Below are 25,980 nucleotides of genomic sequence, written 5' to 3'. Positions count from 1 at the left end.
CCAAAAGGTACTCCTTTTGGGATTTTTATTTAATGTTTATAACGTAACAATTCCGAAACTTTTACAAATCGATACCCTTCTTTTTGAAGGGCCGGCAGAATTTTCTCTAATGCAGCTACAGTTTGACTCCGATCACTTCCACCATCATGTAATAACACTATATCTCCACTCTTCGCATTTTTCACAACATGATTCACAATGGACTCAGTTCCTGGATTTGCCCAATCTTTTGGATCTTGATGCCAAGACCATAAAACGGTTTGATAACCCGCTTCTTTTGCCGTCGTAAAAACTGCGTCGTTAATATATCCACCTGGTGGACGGAAAAGTAGCGGCTCCTTTACCCACTTTTGTAAATACTTTTTCCCCGCTAAAATATCATCTTTTAATCTTTCATCAGATGCACTTCTAGCATATAAATGATTCATCGTATGATTTCCAATCTCATGTCCTTCCTTTAGCACCTGCTTAACTAAATACGGATTCCGCTGAATCCGAAAACCAATCATAAAAAAAGTTGCCTCAGCTTTATATTGGTGTAATAGCTTTAACACCTGCGGAGTATACGTAGGATCCGGACCATCATCAAATGTAATTGCAATTATCTTCTCGTTATTTGGTACCTCCCACGTTACATAACCCGTAGGCTCTAATTCTTTTCTCATCAGCATTTTTGCTTCTACTTTGTCCACTTGAAATATATGTACTACACAAACCAAACAAATGATTATTACAGAAATTTTTCTTTTCAACATATCGACTCCAAACTTGAACAGGTTGTTGAACTCATACAACCTGTTCAATCGCCTAGCAGATCCACATCTCGTATAATGTTTTGCAAATTACTTTCATACTGCTCAAGTTGTGGACGTTGTGTTTCAGATGCTACTTCCAATGCATTTTGAATTTGTTCATATGCCTCTTGAACTTCTTGGCGTAAATGCTTTAAATCCTGACCATAATTCGGGTCATTTTTCACAATATTGTTGTATAAATTTTCCGCTTGTACGACTCCTTGTTGTGCGGCTTGAAAAGCTTGCTGTTTATCTTTATGATACGGCATACGCTTTCCCCTTTCTGTTATAGTTAGTCTCACTTAGCTTTACCTTTTTTCATAAAAACATTCTCGTATAAATTTACAAAGTTCTCTCATTCTAAATACAAGAAGGAGGTGCAACACAACATGGAAAAAAACAATAGCAAGTCTATTCGTCAAAACACAAAAAAAGGACAGCCTTCTGGGCAACCTGAGCCGCTAAGTGGGTCACATAAAGTAAAAAACCGAAATCATTCAAGACAAAAAAATCACGCGCATCACGATATGTAAAAGAAGGACAATGCACATGTATTGTCCTTCTCACTTAAGCTATTTACAACAAACCACTCAACATATTTTCTAGTTTGTTTTTCACCTCTAATTTCTTAATGCATATTATAATATGAATTGAGACTTTACGGAGGGTGTCTTACATGGGCAAGAAAAAGAAAAACTGTCTTTTTCATGTTGATGGTTTTGAAGAATGGATGGATCAGTTTTGCTCTGATTCATATGACAACTTCAGTTTCCCTAATCACATTCACATTGATCTTTGTGAAACGGAGCAAGAGTATATTTTAGAAACTGATATCCCTAATGTGTCAGAACAAGATGTACTTATAAACAAGATGGAGACAGGCCTAGCAATTCATATATTTCATAAGAACTCGTCCTTGCAACGAACAATTTCTTTACCTGCTAACATCATCTATAAAAAAATGCTAGCCTGTTTAGAAAATGGCTTTCTTGCCATACACATTTCAAAAACTGAATTTGCAAATGAACATGAGAAAAAAGTTCTTTTTTTTAATTAAAACGTTATATAAAAACAGAGTGGAAAAAGTTTGTTACTAATTTTTCCCACCCTGTTTTTTCTTTATTTTATATAAAGTGAAACTTCCATCAGTGTGGGTTTTCTTCATCTCCCACTGATGGAAAGCCTTCACCACTCGAGCTTTTACGAGCAGTTATCCCCTACCTATCTTCCTTTCTTCTCTCTGAACCTTGAGATCGGGAGGATTACTGTCCGTTAATGCGGGGTAAAATTAAGCTTCTAACCCTATTTCATGCATATGCATAGAAAAAGAAAGCAAACTAACAGCTTTCTTCTCCCTGTTTTTATAGTAAATATGATTACACCTTGGCTATCCTAGATAATTCCATGTCAATACCATATGTAAACTGTAACTCTTTGCAAACGTCCTTGATTAGGATGTTCACATCATACTTTTCATTAAATTCAAGAACCGCATTTTCCACTTCCTCATACGTATATTTGTATTCACCAGTGATGACACTTTTTAAATCAAAGCATTCATTGATACAAAGCTGAACGAGAAGCTGATCATACATAGCGGACACATCTTCTTTTTTCCATAATAACTCTTTCACATATAACCGATCGAATATTATACTTTCTCGATTACACTCCATTAAAGTCCGAGTCATTCCATGTAATTCTCGATATAGTTCAGAAATATTTGTATTGAGACGAATCAATTTGTCTACGCCATTTTCATACAGCATTTCATCCACCCCCGTATATTCCCTTTTTCTTATTATAGCAAGAAAATTCTAAAAAAAGAGATTTTTTCTTCTGAAATATTAGGAAACTTATTTAGATTGTTTTACAATGAAACTAGTGAGATAGAAAGGAGTACGAAAGTGAACCAAAAATTATATTACATCGATGCCTATCAGCAAACATTTACAGCACAAATTATTAAACAGGCCTATGATAGCGAAGAAAAATTATATGTTACTTTGACAGAAACAGCATTTTACCCAACTGGCGGTGGGCAACCACATGATACAGGAACATTAGATGAAGCTTCCGTCGTCAATGTTGAGGAAGTTGAGGGCGAAATCCGTCATTTTATATCAAGTGAACTACATACAAAAGAGGTAACGGGTAAAATTAATTGGCAGCGTCGTTTTGATCATATGCAACAACATACAGCTCAGCATATTCTATCCGCTGCATTTTGGGATCATTTTGACATTCCCACAATTGGTTTTCATCTTGGAAAAGAAACGATAACAATTGATTTAGATACACCTGAACTTTCGATAGAAACAGCTACTAGCGCACTCCAAATTGCAAATCAGATTGTCTTTGAAAATCATCCTATCCATATTAAATGGATGAACTTAGAGGAAGCAAAACAGTTACCTCTCCGAAAAGAACCAACAATTACAGAAAATATTCGCGTTGTAATCATTGAAAACTACGATTACAACGGTTGTGGTGGCACACATCCAAAATATACAGGTGAAGTGGGGCCAATTCATATAATAGGGTGGGAGCGGAATAAAGGTGGTATCCGTTTAACATTGGTTGCAGGATGGCGTGTACTCAAGTTAATGGAGCGTCATCAACAAATTATTAAAGACGTTTCCAAACAGTTAAATAGTAGTGAAAATGATATTCCCAATAAAGTAACCCAGCTTCTTACTTCTCAAGAAGAAAACGAAAAAGCACTACAAACTATGAACGAAAAACTACTTTTCGTAGAAGCAAATAAATTGTTGCAACAATCCATAGACATACATGCTGGAACACTCATTTCTAAAGTCTTTACACATCTTTCCATGCAGGAAATCACGAAATTATCAGCTATCATTACCGAACAAAATGAAAACTCTATTACATACCTAGTTACCGAAAATGAAGAAAAATTACAATGCGTTCTTGCATGCGGGAAAGCGGTAGCAGCAAACATGAATACAATTTTGAAAAATGCTCTTCCTACTATTGAAGGAAAAGGCGGCGGTAATCAAAAAAGCGCTCGCGGCGGAGGAAAAGCAATTATTACGGGTGAAGAATTTCTAGCTCATCTTATTCATTTATCACAAGAAACATTTTAAAGTACAATCTAAAGGATAGCCTGTTGCTATCCTTTAGATTTTTATCTACTTACAAGCCAATATTTTGTTTCAATCCTTGATAAGTTCCTGCATTAGGAAATCCTTTTTCAATAAGTCCTATAAATGTCTCAGAAAAATGATAATTTCGTAATTCTGTTATTGGTACCATCTTCACATCATGGATTGGATTATGATCGAATTCATTAGACGGTAGCTTTATTTCTCCCGACACCCTTTCAAGTAAAAACGTAATATGTACTAGTGATGGCGTAACATCCGGTTTATCACAAATATATAGTAATTCCTTAATTCTAGTTTCCAATCCCGTCTCTTCTCTCATTTCTCAAATCATAGCTTCTTCTAACATTTCTCCCCCCTCTACTCTTCCGCCTGGTAAAGACCAATTTCGATCAGAAACTTTTTGTTTTACAATTAAAAGGTTTTCTTTCTCAATCAAAATTCCAGTTACTCGAACTTGTAACAAATGACTCATATAGTCTCCTCTTTTCATTCTATACATATGACTTCCAAGCTATATAATTCTAGATTATTAGCTAAACCTCTTCCACAAAAGGAACGTACGTTTTATAATTAAAGAAAATTATGGAAGAAAGAAGCGATTTCTATGCGTCCGCCTTTAACAAGAAACATACTAATGGAAAAAACGAGTCACAAGCATAGCTCCTGATGCACCGTAAGGATGACCGAGTGCAATTACTCCACCGTTTACATTTAACTTTTCATAGGAAATTTGTAATTCTTGCGCACAGGCCACGATCCTGGCAGCAAGGCCTCATTCATTTCAATATAATCAACATCGTCTATTGATAAGTTCTGATCTTGCAATAACTTTTGCACAGCAAATATAGGTCCACCCCCTGGTAAATGCTGATTTACACCAATAACAGCACTATGAACAAACCGAAGAATTGGTTTGTACCCAAGTTTATGAGCCTTTTCTTAATTACTTTTCGATATCTTTATGCAAATGCTCTAATTCTTTTCGCAACGCTTGTTTCAAAAATTTCCCAACTGATGTTTTAGGGATCTCCTCCATAAAAACGATATCATCCGGCAACCACCACTTCGCAAACTGCGGTCGTAAAAATTCATATAATTCTTCTTTCGTTACAGAACTATTTTGTTTTTGCACAACACATGCAACAGGTCTCTCCTGCCACTGAGGATGAGGTACTGCGACAACTGCAGCTTCAAATACAGCCTCATGTGCCATTAAAGCATTTTCTAAATCTACAGATGAAATCCACTCACCCCCACTTTTAATAACATCTTTTGCGCGATCAACAATTTTAACGCAGCCCTCCTCATCAACTGTAACAACATCCCCTGTATATAACCAACCATCACGGAAACCTTCTATAGTGCGTTCGTCATTATAGTAACTTGCAGCTATCCATGGTGCTCGTAAACATAATTCTCCCATTTCAGCTCCGTCCCATTTCACTTCCCCATTTACTCCCACTACTTTCATTTCAACGCCTGGTACAAGATATCCTTGCTTTAATCGAATTTCCAGTTGCTCTTCATAGGATAAATCTGTTTCATAGCTTTTTAACCGTGCAAGTGTCACAAGTGGACTTGTTTCCGTCATACCGTATGCATGCACAAAAGGAACACTATGTTTTTGTTCGAATGCAGCTATCACACTTTTAGGTGCAGCAGCACCCCCACATAAAATCCGCTTCATACTTGATAAATCATAGTTATTATTTTCTAATTCTTGTAAAACACCAAGCCAAATCGTTGGTACACCAGCAGCCAACGTCACTTTTTCATCCTGGATCATTTCAAGTAATATTTTCGGTGTAAACATCGGACCAGGTAAAACTTGTTTTGATCCAAACCACGTTGCTGCAAAAGGTAATCCCCAAGCATTCACATGAAACATTGGAACAATTGCCATTGCTGCATCACTTTCAGATAATGCAGCTGTATCTGCTAATCCTAGAGTCATACAATGAAGTACCGTACTACGATGTGTATATACAACACCTTTTGGGTTACCTGTTGTCGCTGACGTATAACACATACCTGCCGGTGTGTTTTCATCAATATCTTTTAAGAATTGGAAATCAGGATCCCCTTCTGTAAGAAGCTGTTCGTAGTGATAGACCGGCTCTAGTGAAGTTTCTGGAAGTTCTTTTTTGTCGGTCATAATGATGTATGCTTGTACAGTCAATAATTCACTTTGAATTTTTTCAACGAGGGGTACGAGATCTTCATCAACGAGTAAAATGCGATCTTCCGCATGTCCAATAATATAGGAAATATGCTGTGCAGATAAACGAATATTAATAGTGTGCAAGACAGATCCAATACTCGGAATAGCAAAATACGCTTCCACATGACGATGATGATTCCACGCTAAAGTCCCAACTCGTTCTCCCTCTTTTATCCCTAATTTCTGTAACGCACTAGAGAGTCTCCTTGTTCTTTCTCCTAATTGCTTGTATGTTAAAGTTGTTATAGTATCATGTGTACGCGAAACAATTTCTTTTTTTGGAAACAACTTTTCTGCCCTTTCTATCATTGAACTAATTGTTAATGGTACATTCATCATCATATTTCTCCCAACCTCCTATTAAAGCGTTTTCATTTTTAGACATTATACCAAACTTTCGCACTTATAAGTTTTATTTTTCTGTATTTTCAGAATTATTTCCGAAGAAATATTTCTTCTAGCATACACCTCTCATAGAAAACAGAGAGTGACTCCTTTATAAACCACTCTCTGTCTTTTTGAACATATGTATCACACAAAATCGCATACCTCTTCATATCACGACATGTTCTTTTTACAAATACATCATTTTTAATTATTTTTTTGAATTATATTCGAATATATCAAGAATATCTCGTATATGTATCAGACATAATATTAATCGATTTGTATAAGGCATTGGATATGAATGCTTTTCTTCTATTTATATTGGTTTCTGCTTGAACTTTTGATAATTTCGCACTTTCAACAAAAGTATACTTCCACAATCCGTACAAATATAAGCATCTACTGGAGAAGACGTAAACATCGTTTCTTTTTTTCTTATTTGCGCATATCCAACAAACTCACCTTCCCCAATATTGCTAGAGCCACAATAAGAGCATGTATGTATCTCTTTCTTTCGCATGAGAGCACCACCTTCGTTCTGTTTCTACTCCCTTCGACAGCAATCTTCCAATTTCCTTCCATAAAAAATCCTACTTCTCCTAAATTTTAAAAGGAAAAATAACCTTAGGGTCGTATTCATACATTGTAAATACATATTACATTATTTTTTGGAGGTAAAATATTGAACTCTACTATTACACTTCATTCAGCAAAAGTAATCGAACAAGCAGAAATCAACATGTTATCCGCTAGATTATTAGCTTTGCAAACAATGGAAAAAAATCCAATGCAAGTAGATATCAAGCAATTTGAAAATGCGACTGCATTTTCATCAAAAATTATTTCCGGGCCTTCCTTTAATACAGTAAAAGGTGAAGTAAAAGAAGTTGTTGGGAAAGTAACTGACAATAAGGAATTACAAGCTACAGGTAAATGGGATAAGATAAAAGGCACCGTGAAGCATACTGTGGGTAATGTAACAGAGAAAGTACATGAACATAAATAAAACGAGCCTATTTAAGGCCCGTTTTATTTACCATCCTGTTTTTCTAGCACGTATAAATCCTCTTCTATGTTCGACAACTTATCTGTAATTAACTTTCTCGCATCTCCAATCGCTTGGTTATATGCATATGGTCCAAGTAATTTTATCATTTCTTCTATTAAACGCTCTGCTTGAAAACGTCCGATTGTATCTAAGTCTTCTTCTTCAAAAAACCTCTGAATTTGTTCTACAAGCTCATCTTTCTTTTCATTTGGTATTTTTACATTCATCATGAATCCTCTTCTCCTCTATATTTGAGATAATGTTTTCCTTAACTCTACCATAGAAAAACGTGTTCCTGGGCAAGTTTTTGTGACACCTTCTAATTCCCGATGACCAAGTATATGTTCTTCACATATAGAAAACTTCTTCATAAACCACTTACATAGTGAATGTAAAGAATCGATTTGCGCTAAAGTCGGATCATATTTATCAAAATTACCTGTCATACAAATCCCTATCGTTTTGCTATTATATCCTTTTGCATGGGCTCCAATGTATAATCCTCTACCTTCAAACACCGTCCCATCTTCTTCAATAAAATAATTATATCCGATGCCACTCCATCCTCGTACCTTTTGATGGAATTCATGTGTTTTATACACATCCCATCCATCTTCAGCAGTGTGATGAATGATGAGTTTTGTTACGTTTTGTAAAGGCTGCAATTCATCTTGAAACGTCAGTTTTGCTTGCTTAAATTCCATTCAGGATCCTCCTTTACAACTCAATCATGATTATCGTTTTATCATCTGGTCGAATCCGTTTTTGTTCTTCTAATTCTTCTATTATAGAAACATATTCTTTTATACCATGCATGCTTACATATTGTACTGTTTGCTCAAGTGACCAGTCTGGGTGAAATAATCCATCCGAACAAATAAATATTCCTTTCATTTCAGAAAGTGGAAATTCTCCTTGTTGGATCCAAGTAATTGCTTCCGACATCCCATTTGCTACTGAATACCCATTTGGCATATTGGCAAGATAACGATTATATTTTAGTTGCTGCCTAATGTCATTAAATATATATTCTTCCGGTACAAGAAGTCCCTTTTTCCTATCTTCTTCACGCTTTCTTTTCGCTCGTGCACTAATTCCTTTCACTGTATCTTTTGTTAACACCTTTATGGTTTCATCACGCAATGTAACAACAATCATACAGTCACCAAGTTGAGCATATTGAATGCTTCTATCCTTTATACGAACTACAGCAATACATGTACACCATACATGATCTTTCTTTGTTATATCAATCTCATAATCTATCATTTTTTCTTGTAACACTTCGTTTGCGCTTGCAATTGCTTTTTGCAAACTTGTCACTTCTTTTAGCGATGTAAAATGACTTGCAAACACGTTTGAAGCTAGATATGCTCCATTATGCCCCTCTTCATCTTGAAACGGGACAAGTGGCGTTGCACCATCGCATACACCATAGATTTTCAATCCTTCATTACAAAAAAACGAATCCTCACACTCCTGCTTCAAAGGACTTTTCTGTTGATACATTTGAATTTTCATATTTTTACACCCCTTTAATGCAATATGTAAAAATAATTTGATTTTTCGAATCAGTCTAACTTCCCAAAATAAACTGTTTTCCCCTAATACTTTCAATTTCATATATAATCTTGAAATAATATGATTTTTTAGTGAAGGACGGGAAAAAGATGGTCAGATTTCTTGGAGTTATCATTGGTTCTATCATTATTGCAGTTGCCTTTAATCTTTTCCTTATCCCCCACAAGATTTTGAGTAGTGGAATTGGTGGAATTGCTATTATCTTAGGAATTGTAACCCCTGTAAACACAGGAATTATTAACTTTGCATTAAACTTACCTATTCTTATTTTAGGGTACATAGGTCTTGGAAAAAAAGTAATTTTTAATACAGTTGTCTCTGTTGTAGTATTATCTGCAGCATTATACTGGATTCCAGTACAAATCGTCGCAAAAGATCCCCTTCTTTCTTCCATATTTGGCGGCGTAATTGCAGGGGCAGGAATTGGCCTTGTCTTTAATTGTCATGGTTCCACAGGTGGATTTGATATTATCGGTATGCTACTATCTCGCAAAAAAGATATTAAACTTGGTGGACTCCTCATTATTTTAAATACAGTCGTTGTTGTCATTGCTGGATTTTTCTTTGATTGGGATGTAGCATTAACGAGTTTACTTTCAATCTATGTAACAGGTAAAGTAATTGATGCTATTCATACGAAACATCGTAAAGTTACACTTATGATTGTAACAAATCAAGCTGAAGAAATGAAAAAGAAACTCCTTTCAACTGTTGTGCGAGGAATTACACTTCTTGATGGTGAAGGTGCGTATTCAAGTGAGAAAAAACGTGTACTTATGACTGTTGTTTCACGTGAAGAGCTTGCTGATATGAAACTAGCCATTTCTGAAATTGATCCACAAGCATTCGTTAATATTACGGAGACTGTTGAAGTATTAGGGTTATTTAGGAGAGGTTAAAAAACTAGGTGAAGTTCCACCTAGTTTTTTATTTATTCTCCATAAATTCTAGTCTATTCCCAAATGGATCTGAAACATAAAATCTAATTATATCTGGACGAGCATAATCATCTATGACTTGAATCCCTTGCCCGATTAGTTTTCCCTTAAATTCATCGATCCCCTGAACATAAAAAGCTGGATGCGCTTTTTTAGCCGGAGAAAAAGTTTGTTCAACTCCTATATGAATTTCTTGATTTCCACAACGAAACCAACAACCGCCACGTTTTCTTAATTCTTCTGGTTTCGGAATTTCTTCTAAACCTATTTTATATCCATAAAAGTCTCTTGCCTCTTCTTCACACCCTACAGGTGCTGCTACTTGTACATGGTCAATCCCTTGAATATAACCTGCCATATCTCTCTCCTCCTTTATATTTTCATTTTATAGTATACTGCTTTAAAAATAACTTATATAAATTTTATAAAACTCCATAAGATTTACTTAACAGCCACAGGCATATCATTTGTTCTATAATGAAGAAGGTGTTTTAATAACAACTTAATCGAAAAGAATGAAAATGCACATTATTCTGTAAATTTGTTTTTTATAGAAATATATAATGTTTTTCATATATTATATTTATAATAGGTATTGAATCTGTTTTAGATGCTAGTTGCACGGAGGAAAAATTATGAGTCGGAAAAAGTTCTCATCTATTCAAAAAAATCGTCATTCGGCTATACCCCGCCGTTTGCGAAATCATATTCAAAATTGTACTTTAACAGAAATGTACGCATCTCTTTTTGAACATAATCCTGATGGTATTATTTCATTGAACTTACAAGGAATCATATTACATATTAATCCCTCTGCGGAAAAAATATTGGGATATACTTCAGAGGAATTAGAAAGAAAAACAATTACTTCTATTATAGAAGCACATATTTCTGATCAAGTACTGCAATTTATAAAAAATACTACAGCTGATAATCAAGAGGAATACATACTTTCTATCCACCATAAAGATGGATATCAAATAGATGTAGTTACAAAATTAGTCCCTATTTTTATTCAAAAGCATCTCTCAGGTGTATATGCAATTATGAAGCCACTCGAGAAATCTGAAAGAATCGAAAAAATGTTAAAAGAGAGCGAAAAACGATTGCGCACATTGATGGACTCAATGCCTGCCTTTGTCATCTTTAAAGATCATGAAGGGCGCTGGCTTGAAGCAAATGATTACGCACTTTCTTGCTTTGATTTTCATGATGTTCCTTATCACGGAAAAAAAGATAGTGAACTCGTTCAATATAATGAAGCGTACCGCGAAGCATTTTTACATTGTGAACAAATTGATGAACTCGCATGGCAACAAAAAAAAATTATTCATGGCGAAGAATTTATTATTCATAAAAGTACGTCCAACCTTATCTTGGATCTTTCAAAAGTTCCACTCTTCCATCCTGATGGCTCACGAAAAGGCCTTATTGTTATGGGCAGGGATGTTACTGAATTAAAGAAAACAGAAAAATTACTACGAAAATCTGAAAAATTAGCAGTAGTCGGACAACTAACAGCAGGAATCGCTCATGAAATCCGCAACCCGTTAACGGCCTTAAAGGGATTCTTAACATTATTGCAACCCGATATTAGCGAACAAAACAAATGGTATATAGATGTTATGCTAAGCGAAATTTCACAAATGGAATCCATTACAAGTCAATTTATGGCAATGTCTAAGCCACAAGTGTTATCTATTCATTCTCACCAAATCCAATCATTAATTGAAGAAGTAGTAACCTTTATTTTACCTACCGCCATCATGCATAGTACACATATTATTATGGATCATCTTTCGACTATGCCAGAAATTCAATGTGATGGTAATCAACTAAAGCAAGTCTTTATTAATGTACTTAAAAATGCGATTGAAGCCATGCCTCGCGGAGGAAATATTTTCATCCAAACAAAGCAAGTAGATGAGAATTTCATTTTAATCCGTATTATAGATGAGGGGTGTGGCATTCCAGAAGATCGTATTTCTCGTTTAGGAGAACCTTTTTATAGTTTGAAAGAAAAAGGAACTGGATTAGGCTTAATGATGTGCTACAAAATAATCGAAGAACATTACGGTAAACTTCAAATCTCAAGTGAGTTAAATAAAGGAACAACTGTAGATATTCGATTACCCATCTCACCGCTACCAAATAATAACGAAATGGAAAAAGAGTAAATAGATCTTTCTATTTACTCTTTTTATAGTAATTTACTAATATTTTATTCTGTCGCTTGCTCCAGTATTGTTTACATCTCATCAAATTCGTGATGTACAACTTTTTCAAATTCATTTGTTAGCAAGCTGACTATTATCATAGCTAGTAAACTTGACGAAAATCCTGGTACCATTTTATACATCATTTCTTTTAGACTTGGAATTTATACCCAAGCAATGACTGCCACAACACCAACGATCTAATGTTTCGCGCTATTTCTCTCACTTTTCACCTACTACTGGAAATAATTTCGATAACGGAATAACTCTACCTGTTTCATCTTTAAATACAATGTGATCCCTTGTTAAATGCCGTGGACTTTTCACCCCTGCCGCTGCTGATAATTCAAACAAACTATATCTCATGCTCACAATATAATTCATCACGCGCCACTTTTTTTCATTGTGGTCTAATGCTTTTTGATAATGTGGATTCGTTGTCGCAACCCCCGAAGGACATTGTCCGGAATGACACTGAAGTGCCATAATACATCCACTTGCCATCATAAATCCGCGCGCAGAATTTACTGCATCGGCACCAATTGCTAAGGCTATTGCTACTTTATCGGGTGTTACTAATTTTCCCGATGCAAAAACTTTCAACTTATCTCGAACATTAAAACGACAGGCTGTATCAACAAACGTAATGAGTGCTGGTATAAGTGGTATCCCCATACTATCTGCCATCGATTTATAAGTGGCACCAGAACCTCCTTCCGAGCCATCAATTGTAATAAAATCTGGATAAATATTTAATTCCTTCATCGTTTGTAATAACTCTTCTAGCGGTTTTTGTTGCCCGATAACTATTTTCATTCCAACTGGTTTACCACCTTTTTCTTGCAAATCATGAATAAAACGTAAGGCGTCTTTAGCATAATGTAAAAACGCAAAACGATTTGGCGAATTTATCGTTTCCCCTTCTTTTACTTTTCGAACAGCAGCTATTTTCCGATTCACTTTTTGTCCCTCTAAATGTCCACCGCGTATTTTTGCACCTTGCCCAAATTTCAGTTCGAATGCTTTAATATTCGGCTCTTTAGCTTTAACTACGAACTCATCCATTGAAAAATTCCCCTCTTCATCACGGTATCCAAATAAACCTGGACCGATTTGAGCAATAATATTTGCACCTGTTTGTATATGCTCTGGAATTACACCACCCTCACCTGTATTAATCCATGACCCCCCTGCCATTTTTGATCCATATCCTGTAGATAAAATATAATTTTCACCAATTGCACCATAAGAAGTAGCAGATGCCCCAAACATTCCATATATTTTCCATGGAAATTTACGATTCTCTCCAACTACAATTGCATCATCTTCTTCATATAGCCAAAGATTTGTTTCATCTGCAGTTAATTTTTCTTTTCTAGAAAACACACCTTCTTTATGAATTACATATTTTTTTGCAGCACGCTCTTCAGAAAGGTCCACATTGAGTTCTTCTGTAAGAACTGGAAATAGAGTGTTTGCAATATAATATCCAGATGCATCAAAATCCCGTTTCGAGCCAAAACCTAGAACTTCAGATCGATATTTTGCTAAAAACATTACACTTTGAAAATCATAACGTGAAAAAGGTTTTCCATCTGTATCATTATCAAACCAATATTGCCGAAATTCAGGCCCTATCTTCTCCAGTAAAAAACGCATCCTTCCTAGATACGGATGGAGTTTCAATATAGAATGATGTGTTCGTTTCTTAATAAAAAATGTAGCCATAAAAAAGATAATGAACAGCAAGATTAACAATAATAATATACTAATAATAACGAGTAGCGTTTCATTCATTTTCGCTTCCCCCCTATCATGCCATTCTCTTATATTTTTTGCCTACATAATAAAAGAAGAACACCTTATGTGCTCTTCTTTTATTATTATTCATATCAATGTAGCAAGATGCTGTTTTGCATCGTATTCCTCTAAACTTTCCCCGCGTTTAACACGATGAACAAAATCCGGATTAGAAATCAATGGTCTACCAAATGCTGCTACATCAATTGTTCCTTCTTGTAGTGCCTCTTCTGCCTCTTTTGGATTTAAATTCCCCACTCCTACAATTATACCATTCCAATATTTACGAACTAATTGATGTAAGTTTTTTCCGTCAGCTATAACTTGCATATAATTCATTGTGGAAGGGTGGATCATCGTTAGTCCTACTTCATGGAACATCTCTACGAAAGTTTGAATTGCCTCTTCAGGATCTTCCCACATATAGCTTGGATTATCACCTTTAAATGCAGAAAAACGAATAAGTGTTTTATCTGCACCAACTGCGCTTATAACAGCTTGTAATACTTCTTTCATAAACGTTAACCTTTGTTTTAAGTCACCGCCATATTGATCCTTTCGATGATTCGCAAATTCATAAGCGAATTGATCAATTAAATACCCATGTGCCCCATGAATTTCTACCCCATCGAAGCCTGCTTCTATCGCATTCCTAGCAGCTTGCGCATACTGTTCGATAGTCTCTTGAATTTCTTCTATCGTCATCGCTTCTGGCTTATCAAAAGGCTTCCGAAAACGTGGGACATTTCCTTGAGCAGCAATCGCAGAAGGTGCTTGTGGTAAGAATCCACCTGTTAGTTCATGATGGCTCATACGTCCTACATGCCATATTTGCGCAATAATTGTTCCACCTTCTTTATGTACTGCATCTGTTACTAACTTCCAAGAATCAATTTGCTCCCCGGTATAAATACCTGGGACACCTGGATTCCCCTTCGCTCTTGGGCTAATTATAATTCCTTCCGTAATAATTAGACCAACACCATCTGCCGCACGTTTACGGTAATACTGGACTACGTCAGCTCCAACTACTCCTGTTTCATCATTAGCAAAACAACGCGTCATCGGTGCCATTGCCACGCGATTCCGAAGAGACCAAGCACCCATTTGAATTGGATTAAACAGCTTTGTCTCTTCAATATTTTGAAAAGATCCCCAATTGTTTATATTCGTGCCTTCATATATACTTGCTGCTTTACTATTTGAACTTACCATCCTGTTTCCCCCTTAATTCAATATTATTTCAATAAATCATTAAAAAACTAACTATACACGCATCATAATTCCTCCTATATAACAACGTCAATTTACACGCCCTTATTGTAGAATATCCGTATATTAAACATCGATAATACCCATTTCTCCATAGCTGTACTCCTTTTTTACTTCTCAATTGATTATTGTTATGTAGATAAAATTAAAAATGGTTTCCTAATTAGGAAACCATTTTTATAGTTGACCATATGACGCTAGCAATTTATTTATCTTTTTTACGCAAAGAAGATAAATAATTACTATCTCCTCAGATGTGAAAAATTCTTAACGATAGAAGTGAGATTGATTAATTATTCTTCTAGAAATAATAACTTATATATACCTAAAACAATGAAAGCCCTACCTCTCTTTCATCCTTACGGCTCCTTGTCCGTGCCAGTGTGAATCAGGATTACAAAAATCAAGTAACTATTTTATCGAGTCATTTAATAAAATTTCGAACATTCGTAAAAGAAATTAAAAAATAAAAATGGATTAGATTGTAGAAATAACAAAAGAGGTTAATGCTCTAAAAGTGGTTTGAAAGAGTTGAATGTCTTTGAAATGATTGATTCTTTATAATTATATTCCCAAAAAATTCAAAATCTTTTTTTGGGATGTAATACATTATCTATAATGAACCTTAACAAAAGCTTTTCATTTGATTTTCTGTGATACCTTTAATCAATCCCAGTTCACTAATCAAAAATTCATGTGCGTTATCTAACATTTTCTTTTCGCTTGCATTAAGTGCTTTTTCTTTCTGCATACGCATTAAATCACGTACAACTTCAGCACCTTCTTGTATTTTACCCGTTTTTATTTTATCTGTGTTCACTTTATACCTTTGTTTCCACGTAAGTAATCTATCTGATTCTCCATGCTGAAAAATATCTATGATGTGTGTTAATGCCGTTATATCCGTAACTGGTCGTATATTTGAACTCAATATTTTTCCCGTAGGAATCATTACTTCCATATTACTGGCCGACATTTTTATGACATAATACTGTTGTTTTTCTCCTGAGATTTCCTTTTCTTCTATGGCTTTAATTATACCTGCTCCTTGCATTGGATAAACAATATTATCGCCAATTTGAAACAAATAATCCACCTCCATATATGGTAACCTTCTCAAGCTTAACATACATTTATTTTTTTAGCAAAATTTTTATAATATCATAAAATTATTTTTTGCGTCAACTTATTTCCTCTTAAAAAATAAGATTGAGAAATAATAATAATAATTCAATAAAAACAACTTCCATTACTAGCAAAACAAAGTTCAATTTGCGAAAAACACTATCCTTTTTATTCTACAATTCCTTCATCAGAAACCTCTATGCATTTCGGGTTCAAAAGTCTAATTCACCACCTAAATAATGCATTATATTAATCAAGGGATGTATATGGTGATTATTGTTCTTTGTCTACTTGCATTCTGAAATCTCGGTTAAAACGTAGATTCGTTTTTCCTTATACAAAACCAGTTTACTCTTGTATCTTTTCTTGTGTGGTACTTCTATTTTTTGACATACTTTTATTCCCATCCTTGCAAGAGTTCTTATAAATACTTAACTAGTTTGTGTTACTATTATAGGAAATGAGGTCATTTAGAAATCTTATAAAACAAAAAGTACACCACTACATATAAGAGTGATGTACCATTTTAATATAATGTGCAACAGGATAGACAAGGTATTAGCTTTAAAAACCTTCATATGCTATCACTTATCTTAACTATTACAGATTAGGAAAGACTTTTTTTCCTATATACTAACCTGCTTACTAACCGCTTCCCTTGCTAATAGGAAACTCATAATAACTTGTGCAGCTACACGACTCGTCATATCCCGAAAATCAAGTGTTGGGTCAATTTCTACAATGTCCATACCCTGAACAAGTGGTTCTTGACCAAGTGTCGTAATCGCATCGAGTAAAGTCGTACTATCCATACCACCTGGGCCAATTGCTGGACAACCTGGGGCAAATGCTTGATCTAATACGTCCATATCGACAGAAACATAAATAGCTGTAACTCCTTGTCTACGTAAACTCTCAATGCTTTCTGTAATGATATCTTTAATCGCTACCTCGTGAACATGTTTCATTGTATATACTGTGACACCATGTTCTTTTGCATACTCATGATACGTACGAGCATTGGAAAAATTACGAATACCAATTTGAACAAGCTGTTTTCCTGTAATCACATCATTCTCTAGTAAGCTACGAAATGGTGTTCCATTAGACGGTCCTCCGTCTTCTAAATTACGCAAATCATGATGTGCATCGAATTGAATAATGCCAACTTTCCCTTTACTACTTGCAAAACCACTTATACTAGGAAAACTAATGGAATGATCTCCTCCAAGAATAATTGGTACCATTTGTGGATTCAATTTCGTCAAACTGCCGAGCGTTTTAGCAATACGAGCATGACTTTCTTTTATGTCTGTAACATGCATGGTAATATCACCACAATCATACAAGACACTTTCTTTCATATCATGCTCTTCTGTAATCGCATATGTGCTATATGCATCTAGCATTGCGCGAATGGTTTTCGGCGCAAAACATGCACCAGAATGACTAATAGACGGCTTAGAAAGCGGTGCGCCAATTAATGCTGCACCAAAGATTTCTTCTCCCTCTTCCCAGCCTTTAATCATATCACTCCATTTCGTTACTTCACGATCAATAAACTTTGCATTTTTCTTTAAATAGTGGCCTTGCTCCACGTTTTGTCACCTCTTGTATATGCAAGATTACCATTCTTCCATACTGTATTTACATGACTCACACCATAATGATAGGGTACATACGCATAATTATATGCATCCCATAAAACTAGGTCAGCCTTACGTCCAACACGAATTTTCCCAGCAACATCGCCGCGATTGATCGCATACGCTGAGTTAACTGTTACAGCATTCCAGACTTCTTCTGGTGTCATTTTCAATTTCAACATCGCAATGCTCATAATAAGTTGGATATTTTCAGTTGGGCAACTACCTGGATTAAAATCTGTCGCTAACGCAACCGCTACACCTTCATCAATCATTTTACGCCCACGTGCAAAGCTTTCTTTATTTAAGTAGAAAGTCGTTCCTGGGAGTAACGTTGCAACTGTATTGGAATTCGCTAGCATTTCAATCCCTTTATCTGATGCTCCAACTAAATGGTCCGCTGATGCCGCACCAATTTCTGCGGCAGCTTCTGCACCGCCAAGTGGATCAATTTCATCTGCATGAATCTTCACATCAAATCCAAGTTCTTTTGCTTTTAATAAAAAGTCTTTCGATTCTTCTACAGAGAATACCCCTGTTTCACAGAAAATATCAACAAACTCAGCTAATTGTTTTTCTTTCATCTCTGGTAATAACTCTAACATCCATTGTAAAAACTCTTTTGATTTTCCTTTATACTCTTTTGGAACTGCATGTGCTCCTAAGAATGTTGAAACTAAATCAATTGGATGCTCTTTTTGCAATTGTGCCGTCGCTTCTAATTGTTTCCACTCTGTTTCATCGTCCAATCCATAGCCACTCTTTGCTTCCACTGTCGTAACACCAAATGACAACATGCGATCTAAATGAAACTTCGCCTTTTGTACGAGCTCTTCTTTCGACGCTTGTTTTGTTGCATTCACAGTTGAAAGAATACCGCCGCCTTGTTCTAAAATTTCTAAATACGGCACTCCCTGTAATTTAAGAGCAATTTCATTTTCACGAGATCCACCAAATACAAGGTGCGTATGCGGATCAACAAGCCCTGGAGAAACCATTTTCCCTTCGCAATCGATGGTTTCTTTTGCTTGCAACCCTTTTGCTTCTTCCGCTGTGCCAATGAAAGTAACAATACCATTTTCAATACCCACTGCACCATTTTCGATAACAGGAAGCGTGTTCATCGCTTCCTGTCTTAACAAGCCATCTTCTTGATCCATTGTTAGCAATTGACCGATATTCGTTAGTAAAATGTCCAGCATGTTTCTTCCTCCTTATTTCATCATTGGAATGTTAACGCCTTTTTCTTTTGCTGTTTCAACAGCTAAGTCATACCCTGCGTCAACGTGGCGAACAACTCCCATTCCAGGATCAGAAGTTAATACACGTTCAATGCGTTTTCCCGCTGCTTCTGTTCCGTCTGCAACAATAACCATTCCAGCGTGAAGTGAATACCCCATACCAACGCCACCACCGTGGTGAACAGATACCCAGCTTGCACCATTAACACTATTGATTAATGCATTTAAAATTGGCCAATCCGCTACTGCATCACTGCCATCTTTCATTGCTTCTGTTTCACGGTTCGGTGAAGCTACAGATCCACAATCTAAATGGTCACGACCGATAACGATTGGTGCTGATAATTCACCGTTTGCAACCATTTCATTGATAATACGCCCGAATTTTGCACGCTCTCCGTAACCAAGCCAACAAATACGTGATGGAAGACCTTGGAACTCAACTTGCTGACGTGCCATACGAATCCAGTTACATAAATGCTCATTATCAGCAAATTCACGTAAAATTACTTCATCTGTTTTATAAATATCTTCTGGATCACCAGAAAGTGCTACCCAGCGGAATGGTCCTTTTCCTTCACAGAATAATGGACGAATAAACGCTGGAACGAATCCTGGGAAATCAAATGCATTTTTTAACCCCTCATCGAAAGCAACTTGGCGAATGTTATTACCATAATCAAATGTAATTGCACCTTTTTGTTGCATTGCAAGCATTGCTTCTACATGTTTTTTCATGCTTTCTTTTGATAATTGTACGTAGCGTTCTGGATCTTCTTCACGAAGTTTCGCCGCTTCTTCTAATGAATAGCTTACTGGAACATAACCATTTAATGGATCATGTGCAGACGTTTGATCTGTCACTAAGTCTGGTGTAATATCACGTTTCACAAGCTCTGGTAAAATTTCTGCGGCATTTCCTAATAGTCCAATTGAAATTGGTTCTTTCTTCTCTTTATATTCTTTCGCAACAGCTAGTGCCTCTTCTAAAGATTCTGTGTACATATCACAATACCTTTTTTCAATACGGCGATCGATGCTGCGCTTATCTACATCAATAGCAATGACTACTCCACCGTTCATCGTAACAGCAAGAGGTTGTGCACCACCCATACCACCTAAACCAGCTGTAAGTGTTAATGTACCTTTTAATGAGCCACCAAAATGTTGGCGTGCCGCCTCTCCAAACGTTTCATATGTTCCTTGTAAAATTCCTTGTGTGCCAATATAAATCCAGCTACCAGCTGTCATTTGTCCATACATCATAAGACCCTTTTTCTCAAGTTCACGGAAGTGATCCCAATTTGCCCACTTTGGTACTAAGTTTGAATTTGCTAGAAGAACGCGTGGTGCATCTTCATGTGATTTAAAAATTGCAACTGGTTTACCAGATTGAACAAGTAATGTTTCATCACTCTCTAATGTTTTTAACGAATCAACAATTGCATGATAGCTATCCCAGTTACGAGCTGCACGACCAATGCCGCCATATACAACTAATTCTTCTGGCTTTTCAGCTACTTCAGGATCTAAATTATTCATTAACATACGGAGAGCTGCTTCTTGAATCCAGCCCTTAGTTTGTAATTCTGTTCCTCTTGGCGCGCGAATTGTTTGTTTTACGTTTTCCATTTTAATCTCTCCCTTTTCCCTTTTTATAGTGTTGCATTTGCATCCAATCGTTCTAATGTAAAGCGACTTGTTTTTAACCACTGTGCAATATTTTCAATATCTGTTGAGAAAATACGGTCATTTGTAATTGACGGTACTTGCTGACGTCCTTGGTGATAAAATGCTTTCGTTACTGTACTCATCTCTTCAATACCACGATATTCCGCCGCTTGCATTGCACAAATCATTTCAATTGCAAGAACGCGTCTTACATTTTGAATGATTTGATGTGCATGACGTGAAGCAATTGTTCCCATACTTACATGATCTTCTTGGTTAGCTGATGATGGAATCGAATCAACACTTGCTGGATGAGCTAGCGTTTTATTTTCTGAAACAAGTGAAGCTGCCGCATATTGCATAATCATTGCACCAGACTGGAGCCCTGGCTCCGGGCTTAAAAATGGTGGTAAATCATTTAACTGCGGGTTCACAAGACGTTCAATACGGCGTTCAGAAATATTCGCAAGTTCTGCCATCCCGACCTTCAAAAAGTCCATTGCAAACGCAATTGGTTGTCCGTGGAAGTTCCCACCAGAAATTACTTTTTCTCCTCCATCAAAAATAAGTGGATTATCTGTTGCTGCATTCATTTCAATTTCTAATTTTTCTTTAACATAATTTAAAACTTGCCAAGAAGCACCATGTACCTGCGGGATACAGCGAAGTGAGTATGCATCTTGTACACGAAGCTCCCCTTGCTTTGTTACAAGTTTACTATCTTGAAGTACATCGCGAATACGCTTTGCAACTTCCACTTGTTCTTTATATCCACGTGCTTTATGCACATTTTCATCAAATGCATCGATAATGCCGTGCAATCCTTCAATTGTCATTGAAGCAATTAATTCTGATTGATAAGCAATCGCTTCAGCTTCGATATAAGAAAGGATTCCTTGCGCTGTCATCGCTTGCGTACCATTGATTAACGCAAGCCCTTCTTTCGCTTCTAATTCGATTGGCTCTAGTCCTTCTTCTGTCAGAGCTACCAACGCATGAACACGTTTCCCCTTATAGAACACTTCACCTTCTCCCAATAGAACAAGAGCAAGATGGGATAATGGAGCTAAATCACCGCTCGCGCCTAATGAACCTTGCTGCGGGACAACTGGATGAATTTTACGATTTACAAACTCTAACAGCCTATTTACAACAAGTGGCCGAACACCAGATACACCTTTTAACATCGTATTAGCGCGTAAAATCAACATTCCTCGCGATACTTCTTCAGGGAATGGATCGCCAATTCCGCATGCATGTGATTGAATTAAGTTATGTTGAAGTGCCTTTACATCATCTTTCTGAATGAGTACATCACTAAACTTTCCAAACCCAGTTGTAATACCGTAAACAACTTTTCCATCCTCTACGATTTTTTCTACAACTTCACGGCACTCAGCCACTTTTTTCATGCTGTTTGGGCAAGCTGTTACCCCTTCCCCTTCAAACAACAAACGTTTCATTTCTTCTACTGTCAATGAATGTCCTGTTAACGTAATCATCCTTTTTCCTCCTTAAAAGAGCAAAAGGGGGCCTTACCTTTTTAAGACAGACTTCTGTCCCAAAAAGCAAGGCCCCCTTCTAACTAATAGACTATGGGCAAATCATATGTGATTAATTCCTAAACCAATCGCCTCATGCTCAGATCCTTTTACAGGCGCACCTATCGTTCCATAAAGTGCAACAGCAAGCCATTCGCCTTCTTTTTTCCCGTCGTATGGTGTACCGCGCACAATTGCAAACCGAAGACCTACCGTACGAAGAACGTCTGCTAACTGAATTTGACCTCTCGTCACTCCGTACAATGCTTCCATGATTGCATGATAAAGTGCATGCGTTTCTCTGTAAACGTCTGTTTCAATAACTTGGTTGCTTTTAGCCGCTGTTTCCATTGCTGCGACAACCTTTTGCGAATTCATAGAACCAACTTTCCCAGTACAATATTTCCAACCTTTTGGAATGGATAATACAAGGCTTTCATTCTCGTCCGCAAGCGCCAACAACATAGCCATACGACCAATTCGATGTGTTCCTTGAAGAAGCATGTGACTCTCTCATTTCTTGTGAATTGTTTGAATATTACTTAATTTAAGAATATATGAAAACGGTTTAATCGTCAATAGTTTAAACGATTATTTGAATAATTATTTGAATGATTTTTTCAATACTCTGTTACCATTGTGTACACACTTTATTTACAGAAAATTCTAAAGCGTGCTATAGTCTCACTAACAGCTGTAAGGGGGACCCAAAATTGGTTAAGAGAAAAGATATTCACTTTCGAATTGACGAAAGATTACTAGAAAGATTTGAAGCAACACTTCATTATGAAGGCCTAAATAAAACAGATGTTTTAACACATGCTATTCAGCAATTTTGCATAAAGGTGGAATCAGAAAAAATGAATGACGTAAAAAGACAATACGCTGTAAGTAATCATCTTCAAACACGGATTGATACCCATAAAAAATATGAAGAAAAACGAGTAGACTTAGATGCAGTTGTAATTGAGCATTTACAATTACAAGGAACAGAAAAGATATTAGAGGTTGGATGCGCTAACGGGAAATTCCTTGCACTGCTACAAAAAAAAACATTCATAAGGGACATCTCACTGGTCTGGATCAATCTACAACTATGATGCGAGAAGCTGCTATGAATGCAGCACAGCAACATGTAAATATTGAATGGAAACTTGGAGACGCTACCAAACTTCCTTTCCCAGCTGATTCTTATGATTGGATCATCGCAAGACATATGCTGTATCACATGACGGATGTTGAAAAAACAATTCAAAGATTCCATAAAGTAATTTTTCCTGAAGGCAGGTTCCTAGCCACGACAAATTCCAAAATCTCATTACCCCGTATGGATGAGATGTGTAACAAAATGTTAGTCTCATTCGATTTACCCGAAAATTCACCATCAGCTTCTCCATTTTGTTTAGAAAACGGAAAACAATTATTACAATCTGTTTTTCAAACTGTGGAGGAAACAGTTATTCATAATGCACTTCTATTTCATCATGCTACACCTATCGTTAACTATATCTCTAGTATGTTTCCATCTTTAAACATACCTGATGACATTCATCTTCATTCAGAAATGAAAGAATGGCTGACCATTGAAATAGAAAATGAATTATCTCTTCATGGTGGAGTATGGCGTGATCCAAAAACACTTGCTATTTATCGGTGTACAAAATAAGTTTGAATCTACTTTATAACAAATTCTTCAAATTTATCTTAGGTTGATGTTGATATGGCGATACCCTAAGAAGAAAATTACACATTATAAATATAACCATAGATAAAAATACAAGAGGTGAAACTGTTGGCTATAAAACAAAAGGAAATTAAGCTGGTAATTGGTGCAGGGGAATATAATAATAATCCTGGCTGGTTACATACAAATGAGGAAGAATTGAATTTATTAAAAAGAGGAGATTGGATAAAAAGGTTTGATCCTAATTCTTTAGCGGTAATTTTAGCGGAGCATGTATGGGAACATTTATCATATGAAGAAGGCATAGAAGCGGCGAAAGTATGTTATGAATTTTTAAAGCATGGTGGTTATATTCGATGCGCCGTTCCTGATGCATTTTTCCCAGATGAAGAATACCAAGAGGGTGTACAAGTTGGGGGACCTGGACCTAAAGACCATCCCGCAGCTAGTCATAAAATAGTTCATAATTATGAAACTTTAAGGAAAATGTTTGAAACTGTTGGATTCGAAGTGAAATTACTTGAATATTGTGATGAAGAGGGGAATTTTCATTACAATGAGTGGGATGGAGTCGATGGGGTTATTTTTCGTTCAAAAAAATATGATCCACGAAATCAAGGGGATAAACTTGTTTTTCCATCGTTAATTATAGATGCAATAAAGTCTTAGTTATTAAGCTAAACAGATGCTTTTCTTGAAGAAAAGCTTTAAAGTCGATCTCCAATAGGAGATTGACTTTTTTAGTATCATAATGGCCTTCATCTCCTCACATGAATTTACTAGAATACCATTAGAAGCGTTGAATTAATATGACCTTTCACTCTATATTAAAGCCCTTGTTTAAGAGCAATTTCTTCATATGCTTTTCTCCTTCACCCATTTCATGAAATATACCTCTGTTGCCTCTACTGTCACTTCATCAGTATTCACATATGTAACCGGAAATTGTTTATACCATTGTTTTTCTATTTCTACTAATTCTAGCTGTTTTTCAAACGTACTGCGTCTTCTCGTATTATCATTCTTCTTTCTCTCTTGCAATATCTTTTTAGAAACATCCAAATAAAAAATCGCATCTGAACGGCATCTTCTTAATTTATACAATTCATCTTTTAGTTCGTTTTCGATATCCCAATCCATCCCTATCAATTTTGGAAAATATATTGTATAAAATTCAATACCTTCTGAACCACGATCAAATATCACAATACGCCCTCGCGCATTCTGAATTTCTTTTATTTTCGCTTCAATAAACATTCTTTGATTTGTAATAAATCCCTCTTTTGTGTAAATATCCAAATTTAAATTTTTTCTTTTTTCTACAATTCCATAAGGGTTTTCATACAATATTGGGAATCCATGCTTTTCTAATCTTCTTGCTAACGTTGTTTTTCCGCTTGCCATTGGTCCTTGAAGTGAAATTATATACGTCATTTCTTTTACCCTTTCCCACTAAAATAAACCTCTTTTTTACAATAAACGGAATTTTATAAACTATCAACAAAATACTCCCTACCTTGTTTCCTATTTCTATCTAGCTTATAATAAAAAACAGAGATGATTATGGACGCCTTTTATGTAAGCTTGGAAATCCAAGCTTACATTATTTTTTGCTTTCTCTTTTATTAGAAACAGGGTATACTAGATTGGAACATACGTTCTGAATAATTACATATAGTAAGGA

25 protein-coding genes and 3 pseudogenes are annotated in these 25,980 nt (G+C 36.0%); 8 read left to right on the top strand and 20 right to left on the bottom strand.

Annotation, left to right across the window (positions count from 1 at the left end; genetic code table 11):
• Positions 1 to 29 precede the first annotated feature (29 nt).
• Both C568_RS0110655 and C568_RS0110650 read right to left on the bottom strand, forming a co-directional pair.
• Entirely contained in the window at positions 30 to 755 is a 726-nt protein-coding gene (locus C568_RS0110655) for a polysaccharide deacetylase family protein (RefSeq protein ID WP_029427146.1), read from the bottom strand.
• Between the two features lie 44 nt (positions 756 to 799).
• Positions 800 to 1,063, bottom strand: a complete 264-nt coding sequence (locus C568_RS0110650) for a hypothetical protein (RefSeq protein WP_003199104.1) — start codon at positions 1,061 to 1,063, stop codon at positions 800 to 802.
• Between the two features lie 120 nt (positions 1,064 to 1,183).
• Here C568_RS0110650 and C568_RS0110645 point away from each other — a divergent pair, with 120 nt between their 5' ends.
• Together C568_RS0110645 and C568_RS0110640 are read left to right on the top strand one after the other, a co-directional pair.
• A complete protein-coding gene (locus C568_RS0110645) occupies positions 1,184 to 1,327 on the top strand; it encodes a small acid-soluble spore protein P (RefSeq protein ID WP_000414451.1) in 144 nt (47 codons plus the stop codon).
• 143 nt (positions 1,328 to 1,470) lie between these two features.
• Positions 1,471 to 1,851 carry an Hsp20 family protein gene (locus tag C568_RS0110640; protein WP_018781482.1) on the top strand — a complete coding sequence of 127 codons (381 nt, stop codon included), beginning with the start codon at positions 1,471 to 1,473 and terminating at the stop codon, positions 1,849 to 1,851.
• A gap of 319 nt (positions 1,852 to 2,170) precedes the next feature.
• Here C568_RS0110640 and C568_RS0110635 read toward each other — a convergent pair whose 3' ends face one another.
• Positions 2,171 to 2,563: a hypothetical protein gene (locus tag C568_RS0110635; RefSeq protein WP_018765327.1), complete on the bottom strand. Its 393-nt coding sequence runs from the start codon at positions 2,561 to 2,563 to the stop codon at positions 2,171 to 2,173.
• Positions 2,564 to 2,683: 120 nt separating this feature from the next.
• Here C568_RS0110635 and C568_RS0110630 point away from each other — a divergent pair, with 120 nt between their 5' ends.
• Positions 2,684 to 3,904, top strand: a complete 1,221-nt coding sequence (locus C568_RS0110630; RefSeq protein ID WP_155895707.1) for an alanyl-tRNA editing protein — start codon at positions 2,684 to 2,686, stop codon at positions 3,902 to 3,904.
• Positions 3,905 to 3,953: 49 nt separating this feature from the next.
• Here C568_RS0110630 and C568_RS31800 read toward each other — a convergent pair.
• From C568_RS31800 to C568_RS0110610, 4 genes and pseudogenes are all read right to left on the bottom strand, one after another.
• A pseudogene (locus tag C568_RS31800) lies at positions 3,954 to 4,397 on the bottom strand (NUDIX hydrolase).
• A 162-nt stretch (positions 4,398 to 4,559) separates the two neighbouring features.
• A pseudogene (locus tag C568_RS32810) lies at positions 4,560 to 4,861 on the bottom strand (acetyl-CoA C-acyltransferase); the annotation flags it as partial.
• A gap of 7 nt (positions 4,862 to 4,868) precedes the next feature.
• Positions 4,869 to 6,488 (bottom strand): long-chain fatty acid--CoA ligase, encoded by a 1,620-nt coding sequence (locus C568_RS0110615; RefSeq protein WP_018781478.1) that lies wholly within the window; start codon positions 6,486 to 6,488, stop codon positions 4,869 to 4,871.
• A gap of 361 nt (positions 6,489 to 6,849) precedes the next feature.
• Entirely contained in the window at positions 6,850 to 7,053 is a 204-nt protein-coding gene (locus tag C568_RS0110610) for a hypothetical protein (RefSeq protein ID WP_003199126.1), read from the bottom strand.
• 318 nt (positions 7,054 to 7,371) lie between these two features.
• Here C568_RS0110610 and C568_RS34685 point away from each other — a divergent pair, with 318 nt between their 5' ends.
• The gene (locus C568_RS34685) at positions 7,372 to 7,539 is read left to right on the top strand and encodes a CsbD family protein (protein WP_029427144.1); all 168 of its coding nucleotides are present in this window, start codon (positions 7,372 to 7,374) and stop codon (positions 7,537 to 7,539) included.
• A gap of 23 nt (positions 7,540 to 7,562) precedes the next feature.
• On the opposite strand, the gene C568_RS0110600 is transcribed toward C568_RS34685, so the two are convergent.
• Genes C568_RS0110600 through C568_RS0110590 form a run of 3 tightly spaced genes read right to left on the bottom strand, consistent with a single transcriptional unit; the run spans position 7,563 to position 9,102 of the window.
• Positions 7,563 to 7,811 carry a DUF2164 domain-containing protein gene (locus C568_RS0110600; protein ID WP_006095634.1) on the bottom strand — a complete coding sequence of 83 codons (249 nt, stop codon included), beginning with the start codon at positions 7,809 to 7,811 and terminating at the stop codon, positions 7,563 to 7,565.
• Positions 7,812 to 7,826: 15 nt separating this feature from the next.
• Positions 7,827 to 8,285 (bottom strand): peptidoglycan recognition protein family protein, encoded by a 459-nt coding sequence (locus C568_RS0110595; RefSeq protein WP_006095633.1) that lies wholly within the window; start codon positions 8,283 to 8,285, stop codon positions 7,827 to 7,829.
• 13 nt (positions 8,286 to 8,298) lie between these two features.
• A complete protein-coding gene (locus C568_RS0110590; protein ID WP_018781477.1) occupies positions 8,299 to 9,102 on the bottom strand; it encodes a protein phosphatase 2C domain-containing protein in 804 nt (267 codons plus the stop codon).
• Between the two features lie 149 nt (positions 9,103 to 9,251).
• Here C568_RS0110590 and C568_RS0110585 point away from each other — a divergent pair, with 149 nt between their 5' ends.
• On the top strand, positions 9,252 to 10,061 hold the full coding sequence (locus C568_RS0110585; RefSeq protein ID WP_018781476.1) for a YitT family protein: 810 nt from the start codon (positions 9,252 to 9,254) through the stop codon (positions 10,059 to 10,061).
• Positions 10,062 to 10,089: 28 nt separating this feature from the next.
• Here the strand turns inward: C568_RS0110585 and C568_RS0110580 are convergent, their stop codons facing one another.
• Positions 10,090 to 10,458 carry a VOC family protein gene (locus tag C568_RS0110580; protein ID WP_006095630.1) on the bottom strand — a complete coding sequence of 123 codons (369 nt, stop codon included), beginning with the start codon at positions 10,456 to 10,458 and terminating at the stop codon, positions 10,090 to 10,092.
• A 277-nt stretch (positions 10,459 to 10,735) separates the two neighbouring features.
• Here C568_RS0110580 and C568_RS0110575 point away from each other — a divergent pair, with 277 nt between their 5' ends.
• Entirely contained in the window at positions 10,736 to 12,277 is a 1,542-nt protein-coding gene (locus C568_RS0110575; protein ID WP_018781475.1) for a BA3702 family sensor histidine kinase, read from the top strand.
• 261 nt (positions 12,278 to 12,538) lie between these two features.
• On the opposite strand, the gene C568_RS0110570 is transcribed toward C568_RS0110575, so the two are convergent.
• The 8 genes from C568_RS0110570 to hutP form a co-directional block, all read right to left on the bottom strand.
• Positions 12,539 to 14,113, bottom strand: a complete 1,575-nt coding sequence (locus tag C568_RS0110570) for an FMN-binding glutamate synthase family protein (RefSeq protein WP_018781474.1) — start codon at positions 14,111 to 14,113, stop codon at positions 12,539 to 12,541.
• 90 nt (positions 14,114 to 14,203) lie between these two features.
• Entirely contained in the window at positions 14,204 to 15,331 is a 1,128-nt protein-coding gene (locus tag C568_RS0110565) for an alkene reductase (protein WP_018781473.1), read from the bottom strand.
• Positions 15,332 to 16,013: 682 nt separating this feature from the next.
• Complete coding sequence (locus C568_RS0110560; RefSeq protein ID WP_170957047.1) at positions 16,014 to 16,475, bottom strand: CarD family transcriptional regulator; 462 nt, start codon at positions 16,473 to 16,475, stop codon at positions 16,014 to 16,016.
• A gap of 664 nt (positions 16,476 to 17,139) precedes the next feature.
• Positions 17,140 to 18,111 (bottom strand): formimidoylglutamase, encoded by a 972-nt coding sequence (gene hutG, locus C568_RS0110555; RefSeq protein ID WP_018781472.1) that lies wholly within the window; start codon positions 18,109 to 18,111, stop codon positions 17,140 to 17,142.
• Positions 18,090 to 19,361 (bottom strand): imidazolonepropionase, encoded by a 1,272-nt coding sequence (gene hutI, locus C568_RS0110550; RefSeq protein WP_006095624.1) that lies wholly within the window; start codon positions 19,359 to 19,361, stop codon positions 18,090 to 18,092. The genes hutG and hutI overlap by 22 nt, the downstream gene beginning before the upstream one ends.
• 12 nt (positions 19,362 to 19,373) lie before the next feature.
• Positions 19,374 to 21,032 (bottom strand): urocanate hydratase, encoded by a 1,659-nt coding sequence (gene hutU, locus C568_RS0110545; RefSeq protein ID WP_003199154.1) that lies wholly within the window; start codon positions 21,030 to 21,032, stop codon positions 19,374 to 19,376.
• 23 nt (positions 21,033 to 21,055) lie between these two features.
• A complete protein-coding gene (hutH, locus tag C568_RS0110540; protein WP_018781471.1) occupies positions 21,056 to 22,573 on the bottom strand; it encodes a histidine ammonia-lyase in 1,518 nt (505 codons plus the stop codon).
• 102 nt (positions 22,574 to 22,675) lie between these two features.
• Positions 22,676 to 23,116, bottom strand: coding sequence for a hut operon transcriptional regulator HutP (gene hutP, locus C568_RS0110535; protein WP_018781470.1), 441 nt, complete (start codon positions 23,114 to 23,116; stop codon positions 22,676 to 22,678).
• Between the two features lie 209 nt (positions 23,117 to 23,325).
• Here hutP and C568_RS31795 point away from each other — a divergent pair.
• Positions 23,326 to 24,278 (top strand): annotated as a pseudogene (locus C568_RS31795) (class I SAM-dependent methyltransferase).
• A 126-nt stretch (positions 24,279 to 24,404) separates the two neighbouring features.
• Complete coding sequence (locus C568_RS0110525) at positions 24,405 to 24,965, top strand: class I SAM-dependent methyltransferase (RefSeq protein ID WP_018781468.1); 561 nt, start codon at positions 24,405 to 24,407, stop codon at positions 24,963 to 24,965.
• Positions 24,966 to 25,151: 186 nt separating this feature from the next.
• Here the strand turns inward: C568_RS0110525 and C568_RS0110520 are convergent, their stop codons facing one another.
• Complete coding sequence (locus C568_RS0110520) at positions 25,152 to 25,730, bottom strand: AAA family ATPase (RefSeq protein ID WP_018781467.1); 579 nt, start codon at positions 25,728 to 25,730, stop codon at positions 25,152 to 25,154.
• Positions 25,731 to 25,980: the final 250 nt, after the last annotated feature.

The sequence above is a fragment of the Bacillus sp. 95MFCvi2.1 genome (assembly GCF_000374965.1).
GTDB lineage: Bacteria > Bacillota > Bacilli > Bacillales > Bacillaceae_G > Bacillus_A > Bacillus_A pseudomycoides.
Note: the sequence above shows the minus strand (reverse complement) of the source record. Positions and strands in the feature narration are given on the sequence as shown.

Bases quoted from the DNA above. Each gene is read 5' to 3' on its own strand.
- C568_RS0110565 (WP_018781473.1), bottom strand. From the start codon at position 15,331: ATGGTAAGTTCAAATAGTAAAGCAGCAAGTATATATGAAGGCACGAAT.
- C568_RS0110600 (WP_006095634.1), bottom strand. From the start codon at position 7,811: ATGATGAATGTAAAAATACCAAATGAAAAGAAAGATGAGCTTGTAGAA.
- C568_RS0110650 (WP_003199104.1), bottom strand. From the start codon at position 1,063: ATGCCGTATCATAAAGATAAACAGCAAGCTTTTCAAGCCGCACAACAA.
- C568_RS0110610 (WP_003199126.1), bottom strand. From the start codon at position 7,053: ATGCGAAAGAAAGAGATACATACATGCTCTTATTGTGGCTCTAGCAAT.
- C568_RS0110615 (WP_018781478.1), bottom strand. From the start codon at position 6,488: ATGATGATGAATGTACCATTAACAATTAGTTCAATGATAGAAAGGGCA.
- hutI (WP_006095624.1), bottom strand. From the start codon at position 19,361: ATGCTGGACATTTTACTAACGAATATCGGTCAATTGCTAACAATGGAT.
- C568_RS0110570 (WP_018781474.1), bottom strand. From the start codon at position 14,113: ATGAATGAAACGCTACTCGTTATTATTAGTATATTATTATTGTTAATC.
- C568_RS0110520 (WP_018781467.1), bottom strand. From the start codon at position 25,730: ATGACGTATATAATTTCACTTCAAGGACCAATGGCAAGCGGAAAAACA.
- C568_RS0110645 (WP_000414451.1), top strand. From the start codon at position 1,184: ATGGAAAAAAACAATAGCAAGTCTATTCGTCAAAACACAAAAAAAGGA.
- C568_RS0110585 (WP_018781476.1), top strand. From the start codon at position 9,252: ATGGTCAGATTTCTTGGAGTTATCATTGGTTCTATCATTATTGCAGTT.
- C568_RS0110595 (WP_006095633.1), bottom strand. From the start codon at position 8,285: ATGGAATTTAAGCAAGCAAAACTGACGTTTCAAGATGAATTGCAGCCT.
- hutU (WP_003199154.1), bottom strand. From the start codon at position 21,032: ATGGAAAACGTAAAACAAACAATTCGCGCGCCAAGAGGAACAGAATTA.
- C568_RS0110575 (WP_018781475.1), top strand. From the start codon at position 10,736: ATGAGTCGGAAAAAGTTCTCATCTATTCAAAAAAATCGTCATTCGGCT.
- C568_RS0110580 (WP_006095630.1), bottom strand. From the start codon at position 10,458: ATGGCAGGTTATATTCAAGGGATTGACCATGTACAAGTAGCAGCACCT.
- C568_RS0110640 (WP_018781482.1), top strand. From the start codon at position 1,471: ATGGGCAAGAAAAAGAAAAACTGTCTTTTTCATGTTGATGGTTTTGAA.
- hutP (WP_018781470.1), bottom strand. From the start codon at position 23,116: ATGCTTCTTCAAGGAACACATCGAATTGGTCGTATGGCTATGTTGTTG.
- C568_RS0110590 (WP_018781477.1), bottom strand. From the start codon at position 9,102: ATGAAAATTCAAATGTATCAACAGAAAAGTCCTTTGAAGCAGGAGTGT.
- C568_RS0110635 (WP_018765327.1), bottom strand. From the start codon at position 2,563: ATGCTGTATGAAAATGGCGTAGACAAATTGATTCGTCTCAATACAAAT.
- hutH (WP_018781471.1), bottom strand. From the start codon at position 22,573: ATGATTACGTTAACAGGACATTCATTGACAGTAGAAGAAATGAAACGT.
- C568_RS0110655 (WP_029427146.1), bottom strand. From the start codon at position 755: ATGTTGAAAAGAAAAATTTCTGTAATAATCATTTGTTTGGTTTGTGTA.